Source organism: Gemmatimonadaceae bacterium, from assembly GCA_036496605.1.
Lineage (GTDB): Bacteria > Gemmatimonadota > Gemmatimonadetes > Gemmatimonadales > Gemmatimonadaceae > AG2.
In genome coordinates this window covers 48566-64196 of sequence record DASXKV010000048.1, presented here as the reverse complement: position 1 = coordinate 64196, position 15631 = coordinate 48566, and the positions used below count along the sequence as shown (strand labels likewise).

Sequence of the window (15631 nt, the reverse complement as noted above, 5' to 3'; positions counted from 1 at the left end):
GAGCTCGCAACTGAACGCACCTGTGACAAGCCGCCAAACGTGACGAAGGCGTTTAGCGGATGCAAACAACGATGCGCAGGCGGTAGCTGCGCATCGGTCACCTCATCCTTACCTGACCTGCTGCGGTGCCCGCTCCCGGACCTCGCCGCCACGGGACGGATCGTATATCGTATACAGAATCCGATATACGGTATCGGGCGGCACATCTTGTCTCGGCCCGAAGGAATTGTCAATAGCGCTCAGCTCGGCGGCCGCTGACCGCGCGGCGAATCGCCTCTCCCATCTCGCGCGTTGTCGACGTCCCGCCGAGGTCCGGTGTGCGGATCCGTCCCTCGGCAAGCACTCGCTCGATCGCCCGCATCAGTGCCCCTGCACTCTCCTCCTCGCCGAGATGTTCGAGCATCAGTGCCGTGGACCAGAGGATGGCGATCGGGTTGGCGATGCCCTGGCCAGCGATGTCCGGCGCGGAGCCATGCACGCCCTGGAACAAGCTCGGGTACTGTCGCTCCGGATTGAGATTGGCACTGGGAGCTAGGCCCATGCTCCCGGTGACGGCGGCACAAATGTCGGTTAGGATATCGCCGAAGAGATTCGACGCGACGACCACGTCGAGCGTATGCGGCTTGGCCACAATGCGGGCGGCGAGCGAATCAACCAGTTGTCGTTCGGACGTGATATCGGGGAATTTCGCGGCCACCTCGGCGAACACGTCGTCCCAGAACACCATACCGTGCTGCATGGCGTTCGACTTCGTTGCACTCGTGACCTTCGCGCGGCCATGCGCACGGGCGTACTCGAAGGCGAAGCGGATGACGCGCTCCGTCCCCGTCCTTGTGTAGACGGAGGATTGGATCGCGACTTCCTCCGCAGTGCCCCGATGGACACGCCCGCCAGCACCCGCGTACTCACCCTCAGTGTTCTCCCGCACGCAGACGATGTCGATGCGGCCCTCGGCCCCGACGAGGGGGCTGAGTACACCGGCCAGGAGACGGGCCGGCCGGAGATTGATGTACTGCTGGAATCTCTGACGAAGGGGCAAGAGCAGCCCCCAGAGGGTCACATGATCGGGTACGCGCGGATCGCCCACCGGTCCGAGAAGGATGGCATCGGCCTTCGCGGCGAGGATCTGATCGAGGCCGTCCGCGGGCATCATCGCGCCGGTGGTCAGATAGTGCTGAGTGCCCCAGTCGAACTGTCGAACGTCGATCTGGAAACCTCCACACCGCTCGGCGACGGTGCGGAGAGTCCCGATCGCCTCCGGGACGATCTCAGGGCCGATGCCATCGCCCGGGATCACGGCCAGTATGTGGCGCTTCATCTGCTCGGCCACCCGTATCGCGTCACAAGGGTAGTGTCCTCGACGCTGCACGTCGGTGCCACGGCGCGGAGATTGAGGCACCACTCTAAACGCGCCGTGCCCCCTCGTCGATAGCCACGATCATGGTCGCTCTGTCCACATACGCCAGACAATTCACCGCCGCGTCACCCGGCGGTAGTGGCGTTGCGAATGTCTTGAGTGGAATCGACCCGGCGACGATCGAGTCGACCGAGATGGTTCGCTCTGACCACGGCGACATCATGCGCATTCGTCGCTGCCACGCGGCGACGACGCACTGATAGCGGGGCGAGGCTCGTTAGGTCATCGGTGACGCGCACCGCCTTAGAACTCGCTGTCGTCTCGTTATGGTGCAATCCCAACGGCGACCATCGCCTCGTGGGTGAGCGCGTATGGCCCGTCGCCTTGCCGCGCGCGGAAATCTTCTTCGATTGCACTCACGAATGCTGTGCGCTGCGCCGACGTCATCGACTCGAACAGTGCGACGGCCTGCGGTGCTGCCTGCGGCATCGTCCTCGTAAACTCCTCGAGCTTGTCGAAGACCCAGACGTGCCGCAGGTCGACCACGTAAGCATTTGCGAAACCATTATCAACGGGTCTCGCGCGCAACGCCTCGGCGTCGCCAAGTCTCGCCCACGGCGGCGGCGCTGGCGGTGAGCCGGGCGCGGGCGCATCGGGCATCGCCGCCGCCATCGCCAGGCTCATGATGCGCGACATCTCGCCGCGAGGCGGCGGCGCCCACGTCGCGATCAGCGCGCGGCCGCCCGGCACCACGACTCTCAGGAGCTCGCGGATTCCCTTGTCGTGATCGGGAAAGAACAGCAATCCAAATATTGACGCGGCCACGTCGAATGAACGGTCGGGGAGCTCGAGCGCCTGCCCATCCATCACGGTCGACTCCACCGTTAGGTGCTCCTCGCGCGCCCTTTCTCGAAGACGGTCGATCATGCCCTGCGCGAAGTCGGTGGCAAGCACGCGCGCGCCTCGGCGCGCCGCGGCGAAGGCGAAATTGCCGGTGCCAGCAGCCACGTCGAGCACGCGCGACCCCGGACCGATGCGGACGAGCCGAGCCGCGTCCTCGGCGAATGGCAGCGTGACCTGCTGCGAGAACCGATCGTACGCCTCGGCAACGGCGCTCCACGCGTCGGCGCGTTGCTCAGGTGCAAGTGTCGTTGACATATACTGTCGGCCTAACGCGTCTCGTAAGCTGGCCCTCTCACTTCAGCGGGCTGTAGTTGGTGGCCACCATGAAGGTGTTGTCGACGTCAACGCTTACCTGCATCTCGGTGTGAGCTTTCACCCACTCCGGATCCGCGTTGAACGCCGCCCAAGCCGAATCTCTGGCAGCCGCATCACGATAGGCGAGCATGTACACGAGTTGATCGAGCCTGGCGACGGGCTGCCAGAATCCGATCACGGTCATTCCGTGCTTTCGGAACAGTGCGATCGTGCGTTCACGAAACCGGGCGTGCAGCACGTCGGCCGAGCCGCCTTGGGCCACCGTGTACGTGCGGAGCTCGAAGCAGCGCGAATCTCTCGCGGCGTTCTTGATGTCTAGCCCGGGACCGCATGGCGGTGTCGCGGGCCGCGCCGGCAACGCGCGCTGTCGCGCCGGAATCTCGTGGGATGCGAGAGCGGCGGTCGAGCCGATCATGGCGATGGTCAGGTATATCAGCCGTGTGTTCATCGCGTCTCCGTGATTCGGCGGGTCAAAGCGCCTCGTGTGTGATTTGGCGGCGGCGAGGTCAGGCCCGAGCCGCCTGCATCACTCAGCTCACTGCTTGCGGATGTTCGTCGCGAGGTGATGGCGTGCTCCGGGGTGTCAACTCACTCCAGCGCTTCCACCCATAAATCGTGTTGGCAATCCACCACACGAAATTCAGCGATATGAGAGTCGCGACGACGAATGCGGTGCGTCGGCGCTGGATCGTATAGTAGCCAGACCAGGCGTGCACCCACCCAACGAACATCGCGAAGACGATTATGCTGACCATGTAGCGGCTTTGCGCTGCCAGAGCCATAACGACCGTACCAACGCACAGAAGAGTCCCCCAGAACATGCTCGTTAGGCCCACGTAGATGCCCCACGTGTAGGGCTTGGTACCTGGCATCCGCGCCTTACGCTTCTTCTCCAGCCAAAACGAGGCAACGGCGTTTACCGCAACCGACACGGAGACAAGCACGCCCAGCCACCTCTGAATGGTCATGGCCCCACCGAGAGAAGGGGACGTGATGTCTCCGGAACGACCAGCTGGCCTCGCGACGACATCGCAAGGCGAGTATATGATGAGAAATTGTCAAAACCGGAATAGGGACTGGACCGCAAGTCCAGCTCACTTACGAATGCACGAGCTATAGAATGTATTGCTCTGCGATGGAGGCGCCGTCGTCACCGACTTCGGCATCGCGAAGGCATTGAAAGCGTCACTTCCATCGGGTGATGCGCCGACGTCGACACTGACCGAGCGCGGGCTGGTGCTCGGAACACCGCTCTACATGGCGCCGGAGCAGGCAGCGGGCGAGGCGAAGACGGATGACCGCGCCGACCTCTATTCGCTCGGTGTGGTCGCCTACGAGATGCTTGCCGGCCGACCGCCCTTCGAGGGGCGTTCCGCGCAACAGATTATGGCGGCCCATGCCGCCCAGCAGCCACGCCCTGTTGGCGAGCTCCGCTCGAGCACACCGGCGTGGCTGGCTACGCTCGTTATGCAGTGTCTCGAGAAGCGCCCGGCAGACAGGCCGCGCGACGCGCAAGAGGTGCTGCGGTTGCTCGAGACTGCATCCGTGTCGAACACGACGTGGCGCTTGCCGGGCCTCCGCGTCTCTGCAACAATCGCGGCTCTCTTGTTGAGCGTACTGATAATTGCTCTCGCCGCCTTCGAGCTGCGGCGCGACAAACCGGCCATCGCGCCGACCTGGCTCGATCTCGACGCGCCTGACAGTGCCTCCGCGCGCTCCTGGGGGTGGGCTCCGATCAACCTCTCACCGGACGGCTCACAGATCGCTTATGTCGGCGGGCCGCGGAACTCTCTCTTCGTCCGATCACTCGGCGATCGACGAGGCCCACGGAAGATCGAATACAGTGACAACGCGCGCTGTCCATCGTTTTCGCCCGACGGTCAGTCGATCGTCTTCACCACGAATTACCAGTTGGTCAAAGTGGCGGTCAGCGGCGGGACGCCGACAGCCGTCGTCGATTCGACGGTCAATCAGTGCGCACTCTGGATAGGAGAGAGACGGATTCTCTTCGGGCGCAGGGCGAGTTTCTTCACCGTGTCCTCTGACGGCGGACCGCAATCACTCGTCGCTCGAATCGACACCCTCAACGACATCTACCAGTTGCAGCTCTCGCAGGCTCTGCCCGGGGGAAAGGCAGTGTTGGTCTTTTTCGTTGCAACCAGCCTGCCTACCAACTGGGAGCTCGGAGTTCTGTCGCTGACAGATGGCAAAGTCACCCGGCTGCGAAGGAACGGCGTCACCCCTCGCTACGCCGATGGATACCTGCTGTACACGAGCTGCGTGTTACAGGACCCGAGGCACAACTGGTTCCCTCGAACTCGCCGTTTGCGACGTCTGCAAACGGCCGGATGGCGTATATGGACGACGGCGGCCGAGGTGTTGGCTTTCTGAGCATGGTCGGCGTGACGCACGGCGGGCGCGCGCGACCTCTGTCAGCGACCATTTACGACTCGCTATCGTCGGTCGGAAGAAGTGGGACTCGTCTCGACTCTGTGTTCTACGCGTGGCCTCGCGTGTCACCGGACGGGAAGCGGGTAGCACTCGAGCTCAGAGACCGGCAACTGTTAGCCTGGGATATCTGGGTGTACGATCTCGCGGCCCATCGCCTAACGAGGTTAACGAATCACATCTCTGGGTTACGGCCAGTCGGATGGACGCCGGATTCGCGCGGAGTCGTGTTTCTCGCGCCGGATAGTGCGACGTCGAGCTCGACGTTCCGCGTCGTCACACAGCCGTGGGACGGCACGGCGCCGCCCCGCGAGTTGATACGACTTCATTTACCCGCGCTGACGTTCACGATGGGGCCACCGCACGGCTATGCAGCATTCAGTGTGTACGACGTCCGGGCAAATGCGCAGCGAGGCGATATATGGCTTGTCCCACTCGACACGCCGAGTGCGGCCCGACCGTTCATTGCGACAAGGGCCTACGCGGTCGAGCCCCGTATGTCGCACGACGGGCAGCTTCTCGCGTACACAAGCAACGAGAGCGGCCGGAACGAGGTGTACGTGCGATCGCTCACCGACTCCGCTCCGCCGCTTCGAATATCGGAGGGCGGCGGCACACAGCCGGTTTGGAGCACGGACGATCGCGACGTCTACTATCGTGGTCCATTGCAAATGATGCGGGCGAACGTCGCGCGTGGCGCGCCCATGAGCGTTAGGCGTCGCGACGTCCTCTTCGAGGACAGGTACGACCAGCAGGAAATGACCGATTACGACGTGTTTCCGAGCGGAAAGGAGCTGCTCATGATTCAGACAAATCTGGTGGGCATGCACGTCGGCGTCGTCATGGATTGGCCGGCCTTGCTCTCACAGCAGGCTGAGCGACGATAGGAACAGCTTCCTACGCCTTCGCGCAACGGGTGACTCCCATGTATGTGGTTCCTGACAACTCTCTGACTTGTTGAGCGCTCGACGGACATAAGATACATCTCATTCCTGTCGTTAGCATTTACACATTGCGCCGATGACGCCTCGGTCGCTCCTCACCAGAAATACACTGTTGCCGGTCGCGGGAGCGGTGGTGCTGCTGCTCGGCTTCGCCGACCTGGTACGAGGCGGTGTGACGCTCGCGCCGATCCTGCTCGTCGTTGGGTATCTCGTACTCGTTCCGCTTTCATTGCGGTTCGGAGGTCGACAGGATGCTCCCTCGCCCCGGGTCAAACGTCAACCCCGTGCGGCGGACCGCCGCCTAACGAGCAATCAGCGCGGGCTGTTGCTCGCCTCGCCCGTGCTGCTCGTCGCCTTCGTGCCGCTCGTCGCGAACTGGCACCCGGCCGAGCGTCGCGGCGACTACACGACGATCGCGTTCGCGCACGATCTCCTCGACTCCGTCGAGCCGTATAGCGTGCTCGTGACCTATGGCGACAACGATACGTTTCCGCTCTGGTACGCGCAGGAGGTCGAGGGCGTTCGGAAGGATGTGACGGTAGCGGTGCTGTCGCTGCTCAACACCGATTGGTACGTGCGCGGCATCATTCGTCGGCCGATCTATAGCTACGACGTCCCCAAGGGGCCGTCGATTTATCGCGGCAGGTCGTGGCCCAAGCCAATTGGATCGCCAATCCACATGACTGTCGCCCAAGCAGACTCGATTCCGGATTACGTGCTGCTGCGACAGCCAATGTTGCTGCGCAAGGCGGGGATCACCGCGATGGTGACCCCGCAGAATCTCCCACAGACAGGAGACGGCTCGGGAATTCTCGAGCGCAAAGACATCGCCGTGCTGCGCATGGTCGCCGACAGCTGGCCGCAACGGCCGATCTATTTCAGCCGCACCACCGGCAACTATGCACAGTCGTTAGGCCTCGATCGCTTCCTCCTGTCACAGGGGCTGGCGGGCAAGCTCTTTCTGCCACCCGCCACCGCCTCGCGCGATACCGTTCACCTTCGCGGCGCGGGATGGTTCGATCTGCCGCGCTCCAAGGCGCTGTTCATTGACGTGTTTCAAGGGCCGAGTGCGATCGAGAAGAAAGGCGATTGGGTCGATCGGCCCTCTGTCGGCATCCCTTTGACGTACATCTTCGCCGCCGAGGAGCTGGCGGCAGTATTGCGATCGCAAGGACAGAGCGCGTCCGCGGCCGCCGTCCTCGACACGGGCTCTCGCATCGCGCACGCCGTGCACGAAGAATCGACCTACACCGCAATTCACAACGCGTGGCAATCGGTGACGCCCAGTAAGGCAGCGATGACCGGACCTAATCCGTAGCAAAGGCGCGGCGAAGTATCGGTAGATACAGGTCCGGGCCCCAGGGAGTCCTCATGGCACCCGCCACCCAGTCCAGGGCGCGACATCGAGCAAAGAATATCGTGCGCTCGAGAAACGCCGCGTCGACGTCCAGCCGGTACGTATCCAGCGCTCGCCGCACGAAGGAGAGATTACGGCAGAAAAACAGCCAGCTGAAGTCCTGTGCCGGGTCGCCCAACATCGGTGTCCAGTCGATGATGCCTGACAGCCGGCCGGTGGTCTCGCTCACGATGAGGTGGCGCGGCACCAGGTCTCCGTGGACCACACGCGGCACTCCGGCATAATCGTTAGGCAGCGTCGTGAGTCGACTTAGCCATTCGCACTCCGTTGGCGCAACACGCTCGACCTCCGGCGCGGCTTGTACCTTGCGCCGCGCCTGGTCGAGCGCCGCCTGGCAATCCTCCTCGTCGGGCCGGAGATCGAGCTCGCGCATGGCCAACGCGGGAATCGCATGGATCAGCGCCAGCGCGTGACCGATGTCGTCGGCGAGCTCCAGCGTTTTCTCGGAAGCGCCCCACGCCCCGACGCCACGAATCGGCAGGTGTCCAACGAATCGGTGCGGAAAGCGAGCGCTCGGCGTTCCCCACAACGTGATTTTCGGGATGCCGACTTCCGTGCCGACTGCTGAAGCGACGACCGTCTGAATCCGATCTATGCGATCCAGGTCGCCCGCTGCTGCAGCATGGCGCGGGAACTTGAAGAGCATCGCGTCGTCGACAAGGTAGGCATCGAACGACCATCCAGATCCGAGATGTTCGACCGAGCGAGCCGCAAATTCCGGGAATCCTTCGCGAACCGTGTCGCGGACAATGTCGAGCGGCAGCTCGGGATCGTCTTCCTGCCTCTCCGCAAAGGCTGCGACGTTTGACTCATTCATCGACGCGTCCGGCACGGACCCTCGACTCATTCATTGTCGCGAGCCACAAAGATACTATTGCTTCATTGACCTAACGAGACTGCAACTCGAACATCGCGGCGCTGCGCCGTCGCCGCTCGCGATGACTCGGCCATTTTTGTGTTACGTCGACGTGAACGGTCTTTAGCGAATCCACAGAGGTGACGCGAACTTCCCCCGTGTCGACCGAGTACTGGAGACGTCCGCGACCGATGATCGGGCCTCGTCCCGAATCCGTGGATGGGATCGACATCAGGTCGTGGTGTCGCAGACGAACTGACTCGGGAGGTGCACAAGTACAAAATGCCGATGATCGCGATGTCGCTCAAGATGTCACTCTACGTCGCCGATACTGAGCTGAAGGGCAAGGACCGCTCGCGGCGCTCGCGCCGTTAGGCCCGCCACATCCGCCTTCCACTAACGGCGAGCGAACACGAACTCTGGTCCTGGCCAGAAGATCTTCTCAATGACGCGTGCTGTTTTGGCGTCGATCGTACCTTCCTCCCAACCCCCAACGCAGTTCGCGTTCGCAGGACACGACACGCGTGCTCCAATGGTCAAGCGGTTTCGCTCGATCGAATATGAAAACGTCCCCGTTTCGCTGAATGTCGTGTCCGTAACAGGTGGCGCGCTGCTGATCCATCGAACCGTGAAGCTCCGTCTCACGCTGCCGCTCAGATCGAAGGTCATCGAATCGGCGAGCACTGTGTACCGCTGTCCGCCACCTTCCGCTGCGATGGCGGGAAGCGGAGCGCCGTTGATGCTCTCGAGGACGTAGAGCCCCGAAAGCCGCTGGAGTGGCGACGCGGCGTCCCGACAGCCGGCTGAGAGAAGGGCAACTGTGAGTGCGAGTGCGCCACTGCGTCGCGAGCTCGGTTGCATGAATGGTCCCGGAGAGGCGTGAGTTAGCCAAACCCGCGCAGGGTGACGAGAAGTCACCCGCAGCGTGCTGAGCCGGACGCGGAGGGCTCGTTATGCGCCGACCTGTGACCGTCGGCGCGCCAACGTGTGTTACAGAGGCATGAGACGTTGCCTTGCGCTTGCCCCCATGCTCGCCCTCCTCTTCGCTGGCTGCATACCACACCGCGCCAGTGGTCCATCGCCGGTGAAGTGTCCGCCGGCACCTGCACCGGATACCCTGGACGCCCGGCTCGTCGGACACGTTAGCCTCGACAGCCACCCGTCGCCGCTCGTGCGAGGACCCTACACGGTCGTGTTGGACGACCACATCGTCGCTCTCGTCCATAATGCCGATCCACACGCGGCAGCGAATGTCTTGCGTGGAATCGACCCGGCGACCATCGAGTCGATCGAGATGGTTCGCTCTGACCACGGCGACCTCATGCGCATTCGTCGCTGCCACGCGTCGACGACGCACTGACAGCGGGGCGAGGGTCGTTAGGTCATCGGTGACCCGCGACGCGACCTGCCTCGAGGTTCGTTCAAGAATCGACGTGTGTGACACAGCTGTCACAACGAGTTGGTAAACCGCTCGTTGACGCGCCTTAATGGGGTGATTGTGACCGTACTGTCACACCGCACCTATCGAGAGCACATCCACTCAGGCGAAGCAGCAAATCACACTCTGCGGCTCCGACAAATGAATCCGGGTGCTGTTCAAACGTCGGCGATTGTCAGCGGACACGGCACGTTGCCATCGACATCCGTAAAGCCATAGTCAGCGGCGAGCGCCACCGCGACGAGCACTTTTCCCGTATGTCGCATCACACCGGGATCGTTCGCGACCGCAATCACGGCTCCTCCGATGAACTCAGGTGATTCAGAGTTGCTCATGTCCAGGAACGGCGCCTCCATGCCCTTTTCCGTCCTAACGAGGCCCGGATAGAGAGCAATCGCTGCAACCGTGCGCTTTTAGCTCGACGGCCATATCCGACGTCATCTTGTCCGTGGCTGCGCGCTTTAGTATGGGGCATATGTGAGCCTGTTCGACTGATACGGATAAAGCTGCCCGTTCCCCGGCTTGTCGATGGGCATGCCTCACCGTAATGACTCCGACCCAGCCGTCGGTCACCGGCGCAGGCCCGCTGACACCGCGCCTCAGCACGTCCGTCCGACGATTCACTCGGTCGTCCCGTGCGCGGCCTCCTCGTTGCGCGATGCGCAGTGGCGAAATCCCCCGCATCTGGTGACGCAACACACTTATAAGCAAGTTTCTAACGCCGGGCGACGAGTGCCCTGACTCCACGTCTCTCACCCGTGGCGATCGAGGAGCGCGCAACGCGTAGCGCGCTCCCGATCGAAGCCACTGGATTCTCGTTCCTCAAGGGCCCCATGAAAACCGATGCCGCGCAGCGAACGCCTCCCCGTTCTTTGGGTCGCGTGCGGTGGGCGATCGTACTCGCCCTCGCCGCCTCACCCGTCCTCCTCCACGCACAACAAACTGGTATTGTCGTCGGTGTCGTCACCGACGGGGCCACCGGCCAGCCGCTGAGTAGCGTCGCGATCTCAATCGCCGGGTCGCTGCTCGGGGCGCAGACGGATGGACGTGGGCGCTTCATCATTCGCGGCGTCCAGAGCGGGCCGGCGACCGTACGCGCGCAACGCCTCGGCTATCGCCCCGAGGCGAAACCGATCGCCGTGAACGCGGGCGACTCGGTGAACGTGAACTTTGCGCTGCTGCAGAGCGCTGTCACGCTGAGCACAGTCGTCACCACCGGCACTGGCGGCGCGGTCTCCAAGCGCGAGCTCGGCGCTCCAATCGGCGTCGTCGATGCCGCCAAGATCGAGGACGTGAAGCCGTCCTCGGACGTCGGCTCCATTCTCGAAAGCCAGGTCGCCGGCGTGCGGTCCACGAGCGTCGGCGGCGGCGTTGGTGGTGCCAAGGACCTCCGCATCCGCGGCACGGCGAGCTTCACGCTCGATCAGCGTCCCGTGGTGTACGTCGACGGTGTTCGCCTCGACACGCGCGCCACCGACTGGACGGCCAACCTCGGCAACCAGGCGTGCTGCAACTTCAATGGCGGCACGGGTGAAGACCGCCTCTCCGACCTGAATCCCGATGACATCGACCGCGTCGAAGTCCTGAAAGGCGCGGCCGCGGCAACGCTCTACGGCTCCGAAGCCTCGAACGGCGTCATTCAGATCTTCACGAAACGCGGCAAAACCGAGAGCGCTCCGCAGTGGTCGTTCAATCTGGGCACGGGCTTCGATCGTCAGCGCCCGAATTATCAGACGAAACTCTATCCGCTTTTCGTCGGGCCGGATGGGACGCGTGCCCTGGATATGAACAAGACGCTGATAAAGAGTGGACCGTTCCAATCGTACAACGCCGAAGTGCAAGGCGGCGCGACCCAAGCGACCTATTTCGTGTCGGGCGGCTACTCCAAGGAAGTCGGCAGCATCCAGCCTAACGATCAATCGAAGGGCAATCTTCGCGCGAACGTGAACTGGAACGCGTCGAACAAGCTGAGCTTCGACGTGCACTCGGCGTTCAGTCGCGACTTCATCGACGCGCTGCAGTCGGGCAACAACTGGGCGACGCTCACCGGCAACGCCGAGAACGGTGATCCGCGGCAGGCGTCGGCGCTCCGCCCCTATGGCGAAGCCTGGATCTCCGTCGCGGACATCGAGCGGATCAAGACGACGAGTGACGCGAACCGATGGACGGGCAGCACCACCGCGAACTACGCGGTGTCGTCCGCCTTCTCCAACCACCTCACGGTGGGCGCCGATGTCGTTGACGAGCAGAAAGAGCGGTTCTTTCCACAGGACGGAAACTATGGCTCGGCGTACGTCTCGAACGGCGAAAAGACGAACGCGTCGCGCAACTACTCGGTCTACACAGTGGACTATCTCGGCACGGTGAACCTCCACCTGCCGATGGGGATCGGCTCCACGTTCTCCTTCGGCGGCCAGGGCTTCTACCAGACAGAAGTGCTCACCGCGGCGATCGGGAAGCAGTTCGCCGGTCCCGGCATCTCGACGGTGAGCGCGGCTTCCCAGACCTTCGGCGCCGAGCAGTACAACCACTCCGTGCAGATTGGTGGGCTGGCGCAGAACCGCTTTGCGTTCGGCGACCGACTGTTCGTGACGGTGGGCGTGCGCGTGGACGGAAACAGTGCGTTCGGTAAAAGCTTTGGATACCAGACCTATCCCAAGATCGACGCCGCCTACAACCTCGACAACTACAGCTGGCTGCCCAAGACGATTAGCAGTCTCAAATTGCGCGGGGCGCTCGGCACCGCTGGCAAGGCGCCCGGCCCATTCGATTCGTTTCAGACGTACCAACCGGTCGCCGTATATCAGAACTCGCCGGCACTCATTCCACAGGGCCCGGGCAACGTCAAGCTCGGTCCGGAAAAATCGACGGAGACGGACTTTGGCTTCGACGCTGGTTTCTTCGCCGACCGGCTTGGCATCGAGGCGTCGGTGTTCAATACGAAGGTGAACAACGCGATCGTACCCGTGGCGTTGCCGCCATCGCAGGGCTTCACCACCACCCAGTCGCAGAACATCGGCGGCATCACGAACAAGGGGTGGGAGGCCAGCGTCAGCCTGCTCACGTTCGAGCGCGGGAGCTTCAGCTGGCGCAACGAGCTCCGAATGGACGGGCTGAAGAACAAGGTGACGAGCCTTGGCGGGAACAGTGGTGTTGTCGACGCCTTTGGTAATCCGATCAGAGTCGGCTATCCGGTGGGTGCGGTGTTCGGCATCAAACCGGTGTCGTACGCGCCGCCCACCGCGAGCGCTCCGTACGGCACATGGACGGGCACGGATACCGCCGTCTACTTCGGACCACCGCTGCCCACGTTCAACCTCTCGTACGGACCGACGATCAAATGGCGCCGGTTCTCGCTCTATTCGCTGATCACGATGGAGCGCGGGGCGTGGTTCAATAACGGCGACTATCCGTATCGCTTCCGCCAGCACACCGGCGACGATTTCCTCAGGCTGCTCGGCCCGAATGGCGCCGACACGTTCGCGTCCGATTCGGCCGTGAACTACTGGCACACCTTCGACGCGTTCGACAAACGCGACAACGTTCGTCTGCGCACGATCTCGCTCGCGTTCGACGTTCCAGATCGGTACGCGCAATACGTTCGCTTGGGCCGCACGTCGATGATGCTGTCGGCCGAGAACGTCATGTGGTGGGATCACTGCCACTGCAACGATCCGAATTCCAATTGGGCCGGTGCAGACTCGTTTGGCAACAACGGCGCATTCCTCACCGATCCGTCGCCGCGTCTGTTCCGGATGACCGTCCGGTCGCGCTTTTGATCGACTGCCACGACTTCTTTCTCAACGAGATATCTCACATGCGACAGATAAAGAACCAGGCAGTCCGTTGTGCGTGGGCCGGAGCGATGCTCCTCGCCGCGATCGGCTGCCACGACCTCCTCACCGTACAGAATCCACAGGCATTCACCAACGACGCGGCAAACAGCGCGACGCTCCTCCCGGCGGTTGCTGCGGGAGCGGAGGGCGACATGCAAGTGTCCGTCGGCGAGTTGGCAACGATGACGGGAATGTTGTCCGATGAGCTCTGGCATACCGGGACGTGGAGCGACTGGCTCGATGTCTCGAAGGGCTTGATCAGAAAGAACTGGCCCTTCGATGGTGCATTCAGCCGGCCGGAGAACCAGATGCTCCAGGCTCGCGGCGCGGCGGAATCCGCATCGCGGCGATTTGAGAACGTGCTCAAAGATACGGCGCACGTCAGCCCGCTCTTCATCACCTCGGAGATGGCTCGCGCCTGGGCCGATCTCGAGCTGGCGATGGCTATCTGCCAGATGCCGTCGACGGCTGGTGCGGCGCCCGTGTCCGACAGCGTCATCTTCAAGCAGGCGGCGGATACGTTCACGATGCTGATTCCGCTCATTCAAGCCGCGCACTTCGGGACGGACTCGCTCGCACGGCTGGCCCGGCTCAACCAGGCGCGCGCCGGACTCGCTCGCGCAGAGTTGATGCTCGGCAACTACGCCGCCGCGATGGCCAGCGCACAGCTGGTGCCCGCCGGTTTCCGGTACGACGCCGTGTACTCGAACAACAGCGATTTTCAGAACAACCAGATGGCCAACCAGGGGAACGCGAACTACAACCGCTCCTTTTCGATCCGTGCCAGCGTGTGGGGGAGCCTGATCGATACGGTGAACTTCGCCATGCTCGACCCGTACAGCGGCAAACCGGACCAGCGTGTGCAGCTCGGACACGACAACAACAACGTGCTCGGCTACGCGCGCGGCTCGGACGGGGTGACGGTGTTCTACAGCATCGGGAAGTATCCAAGCCTCGCTTCGCCGATCGCGCTCACCAAGTCCGAGGAGATGAATCTGATCATCGCCGAGGTGAAGTGGCGCAACCAGGACAACGCGGGCGCGGTGGCGGCGATGAACATCAATCGCGAGCTCCCGAACGTTTCCCTTCCTGACCTCACGGTTCCTACGAGTGGCGATGTCCCGACGCAGGTCCGCGACATGATTCTGCAGGAGCGCTTCGCAGTGATGTTCGCCGAGGGGTCACGCATGCAAGATCTCTATCGCTTCGGTCTCGTGAACGCGCGCCTCGGTCCCGGCCGCGCGACCAAGCTTCCCCTTTCGCGCACCGAGCAACTGACCAATCCGCACATCGGCCAAGGAAAGGAGACATGTCCGGCGGTGAGCTGAGCTGCCTGACGAGTCACGCGATGAACCGGCGACGGTTCATCGCGCGGCTCGGCGCGGCCGCCGGCGGGAGCGCGATGCTTGCATTCGCCGACGCGTGCGGCGGCGGTGAGTCCAACCGCCTAACGGCGCCGGGTCCCGCCGGAACGGTGCGCGGCACCGTCGTGGACCTGAGCGGTCGAGCGCAGGGGATCGGGCGCATTTATCTATTGGCAAAGAGCGGCTTCAACTCCGGCGTCTACGCCGACGTCGACGCCTCTGGAGACTACGACTTTGGTTCGGTTGCGGTGGGCGAGTATCAGGTGCGGTTCTGGGGCGCCAACCTGGCCAGCGTGCCAGAACCACTCCCCAACCCGGTGCGCGTCACGGTGAAGCCTAACGAGCCAACGGTGGTGCCGTTTCAGATCCAGGTCGGATCGAGCGACGATACGGACGTCGACATCTACGCCGGCGACTATTTTTTTCAGAGCCAGCCGGTCGGTGAAGCGAACGGCACCGTCGTGGCAAAGCTCGGTACGACCATTTGCTGGTACAACGTCGGTCAAATGGTGCACAGCGTCACCGGCGGGCCGTGGGGTGACTCCGGACCGATCGCGCTGGACGGCAACTTCATGTGGACGTCGGATCAGGTCGGGACATTTCCGTACCGCTGCCGTTATCACGGAACTCAGATGATCGCAGCGCTACAGATCATTCCGTAACTGGCAGCGGTTTGTTTCGACTTAGTTCCGGCTGCGCGCTTGACGCAGCCCGCGCCGGATCTCATATATTGTCCTCAGAGTCTGTGCTCTT

At 62.9% G+C, this 15631-nt stretch carries 16 protein-coding genes; 9 read left to right on the top strand and 7 right to left on the bottom strand.

The window, feature by feature from the left end:
- Positions 1–229: 229 nt before the first annotated feature.
- Positions 230–1318 carry a tartrate dehydrogenase gene (locus VGH98_18285; protein ID HEY2377928.1) on the bottom strand — a complete coding sequence of 363 codons (1089 nt, stop codon included), beginning with the start codon at positions 1316–1318 and terminating at the stop codon, positions 230–232.
- 122 nt (positions 1319–1440) lie between these two features.
- On the opposite strand from VGH98_18285, the gene VGH98_18280 reads away from it, so the two are divergent.
- Positions 1441–1617, top strand: a complete 177-nt coding sequence (locus tag VGH98_18280; GenBank protein ID HEY2377927.1) for a hypothetical protein — start codon at positions 1441–1443, stop codon at positions 1615–1617.
- Positions 1618–1681: 64 nt separating this feature from the next.
- On the opposite strand, the gene VGH98_18275 is transcribed toward VGH98_18280, so the two are convergent.
- From VGH98_18275 to VGH98_18265, 3 genes are all read right to left on the bottom strand, one after another.
- On the bottom strand, positions 1682–2515 hold the full coding sequence (locus VGH98_18275; GenBank protein HEY2377926.1) for a methyltransferase domain-containing protein: 834 nt from the start codon (positions 2513–2515) through the stop codon (positions 1682–1684).
- Between the two features lie 37 nt (positions 2516–2552).
- Positions 2553–3023, bottom strand: coding sequence for an NIPSNAP family protein (locus VGH98_18270; GenBank protein HEY2377925.1), 471 nt, complete (start codon positions 3021–3023; stop codon positions 2553–2555).
- Between the two features lie 82 nt (positions 3024–3105).
- Positions 3106–3543, bottom strand: coding sequence for a hypothetical protein (locus tag VGH98_18265; GenBank protein ID HEY2377924.1), 438 nt, complete (start codon positions 3541–3543; stop codon positions 3106–3108).
- A 157-nt stretch (positions 3544–3700) separates the two neighbouring features.
- Between VGH98_18265 and VGH98_18260 the strand changes: the two genes are divergently transcribed.
- From VGH98_18260 to VGH98_18250, 3 genes are all read left to right on the top strand, one after another.
- A complete protein-coding gene (locus VGH98_18260) occupies positions 3701–4966 on the top strand; it encodes a protein kinase (protein HEY2377923.1) in 1266 nt (421 codons plus the stop codon).
- Between the two features lie 191 nt (positions 4967–5157).
- The gene (locus tag VGH98_18255; protein HEY2377922.1) at positions 5158–5910 is read left to right on the top strand and encodes a hypothetical protein; all 753 of its coding nucleotides are present in this window, start codon (positions 5158–5160) and stop codon (positions 5908–5910) included.
- A gap of 133 nt (positions 5911–6043) precedes the next feature.
- Positions 6044–7285: a hypothetical protein gene (locus VGH98_18250; protein HEY2377921.1), complete on the top strand. Its 1242-nt coding sequence runs from the start codon at positions 6044–6046 to the stop codon at positions 7283–7285.
- Here the strand turns inward: VGH98_18250 and VGH98_18245 are convergent.
- On the bottom strand, positions 7275–8201 hold the full coding sequence (locus VGH98_18245; protein ID HEY2377920.1) for an aminoglycoside phosphotransferase family protein: 927 nt from the start codon (positions 8199–8201) through the stop codon (positions 7275–7277). The two genes, VGH98_18250 and VGH98_18245, sit on opposite strands and share 11 nt — an antisense overlap.
- A gap of 258 nt (positions 8202–8459) precedes the next feature.
- Here VGH98_18245 and VGH98_18240 point away from each other — a divergent pair, with 258 nt between their 5' ends.
- Positions 8460–8615, top strand: coding sequence for a hypothetical protein (locus tag VGH98_18240; GenBank protein ID HEY2377919.1), 156 nt, complete (start codon positions 8460–8462; stop codon positions 8613–8615).
- 21 nt (positions 8616–8636) lie between these two features.
- On the opposite strand, the gene VGH98_18235 is transcribed toward VGH98_18240, so the two are convergent.
- On the bottom strand, positions 8637–9101 hold the full coding sequence (locus VGH98_18235) for a hypothetical protein (protein HEY2377918.1): 465 nt from the start codon (positions 9099–9101) through the stop codon (positions 8637–8639).
- A 139-nt stretch (positions 9102–9240) separates the two neighbouring features.
- Between VGH98_18235 and VGH98_18230 the strand changes: the two genes are divergently transcribed.
- A complete protein-coding gene (locus VGH98_18230) occupies positions 9241–9600 on the top strand; it encodes a hypothetical protein (protein HEY2377917.1) in 360 nt (119 codons plus the stop codon).
- A gap of 236 nt (positions 9601–9836) precedes the next feature.
- On the opposite strand, the gene VGH98_18225 is transcribed toward VGH98_18230, so the two are convergent.
- Complete coding sequence (locus VGH98_18225) at positions 9837–10013, bottom strand: hypothetical protein (protein ID HEY2377916.1); 177 nt, start codon at positions 10011–10013, stop codon at positions 9837–9839.
- 498 nt (positions 10014–10511) lie between these two features.
- On the opposite strand from VGH98_18225, the gene VGH98_18220 reads away from it, so the two are divergent.
- The 3 genes from VGH98_18220 to VGH98_18210 are packed head-to-tail and all read left to right on the top strand — an operon-like array spanning position 10512 to position 15540.
- On the top strand, positions 10512–13457 hold the full coding sequence (locus VGH98_18220) for a TonB-dependent receptor (GenBank protein ID HEY2377915.1): 2946 nt from the start codon (positions 10512–10514) through the stop codon (positions 13455–13457).
- 38 nt (positions 13458–13495) lie between these two features.
- Entirely contained in the window at positions 13496–14842 is a 1347-nt protein-coding gene (locus tag VGH98_18215) for a RagB/SusD family nutrient uptake outer membrane protein (GenBank protein HEY2377914.1), read from the top strand.
- Positions 14824–15540 (top strand): hypothetical protein, encoded by a 717-nt coding sequence (locus tag VGH98_18210; GenBank protein HEY2377913.1) that lies wholly within the window; start codon positions 14824–14826, stop codon positions 15538–15540. Before VGH98_18215 ends, VGH98_18210 begins: the two co-directional genes overlap by 19 nt.
- Positions 15541–15631 lie beyond the last annotated feature (91 nt).

Excerpts from the sequence above, each read along its gene's own strand:
- VGH98_18240 (HEY2377919.1), top strand. The coding sequence starts at position 8,460 with ATGGGATCGACATCAGGTCGTGGTGTCGCAGACGAACTGACTCGGGAG.
- VGH98_18230 (HEY2377917.1), top strand. The coding sequence starts at position 9,241 with ATGAGACGTTGCCTTGCGCTTGCCCCCATGCTCGCCCTCCTCTTCGCT.
- VGH98_18220 (HEY2377915.1), top strand. The coding sequence starts at position 10,512 with ATGAAAACCGATGCCGCGCAGCGAACGCCTCCCCGTTCTTTGGGTCGC.
- VGH98_18250 (HEY2377921.1), top strand. The coding sequence starts at position 6,044 with ATGACGCCTCGGTCGCTCCTCACCAGAAATACACTGTTGCCGGTCGCG.
- VGH98_18210 (HEY2377913.1), top strand. The coding sequence starts at position 14,824 with ATGTCCGGCGGTGAGCTGAGCTGCCTGACGAGTCACGCGATGAACCGG.
- VGH98_18280 (HEY2377927.1), top strand. The coding sequence starts at position 1,441 with ATGGTCGCTCTGTCCACATACGCCAGACAATTCACCGCCGCGTCACCC.
- VGH98_18225 (HEY2377916.1), bottom strand. The coding sequence starts at position 10,013 with ATGAGCAACTCTGAATCACCTGAGTTCATCGGAGGAGCCGTGATTGCG.
- VGH98_18270 (HEY2377925.1), bottom strand. The coding sequence starts at position 3,023 with ATGAACACACGGCTGATATACCTGACCATCGCCATGATCGGCTCGACC.
- VGH98_18265 (HEY2377924.1), bottom strand. The coding sequence starts at position 3,543 with ATGACCATTCAGAGGTGGCTGGGCGTGCTTGTCTCCGTGTCGGTTGCG.
- VGH98_18245 (HEY2377920.1), bottom strand. The coding sequence starts at position 8,201 with ATGAATGAGTCAAACGTCGCAGCCTTTGCGGAGAGGCAGGAAGACGAT.
- VGH98_18285 (HEY2377928.1), bottom strand. The coding sequence starts at position 1,318 with ATGAAGCGCCACATACTGGCCGTGATCCCGGGCGATGGCATCGGCCCT.
- VGH98_18275 (HEY2377926.1), bottom strand. The coding sequence starts at position 2,515 with ATGTCAACGACACTTGCACCTGAGCAACGCGCCGACGCGTGGAGCGCC.
- VGH98_18215 (HEY2377914.1), top strand. The coding sequence starts at position 13,496 with ATGCGACAGATAAAGAACCAGGCAGTCCGTTGTGCGTGGGCCGGAGCG.
- VGH98_18235 (HEY2377918.1), bottom strand. The coding sequence starts at position 9,101 with ATGCAACCGAGCTCGCGACGCAGTGGCGCACTCGCACTCACAGTTGCC.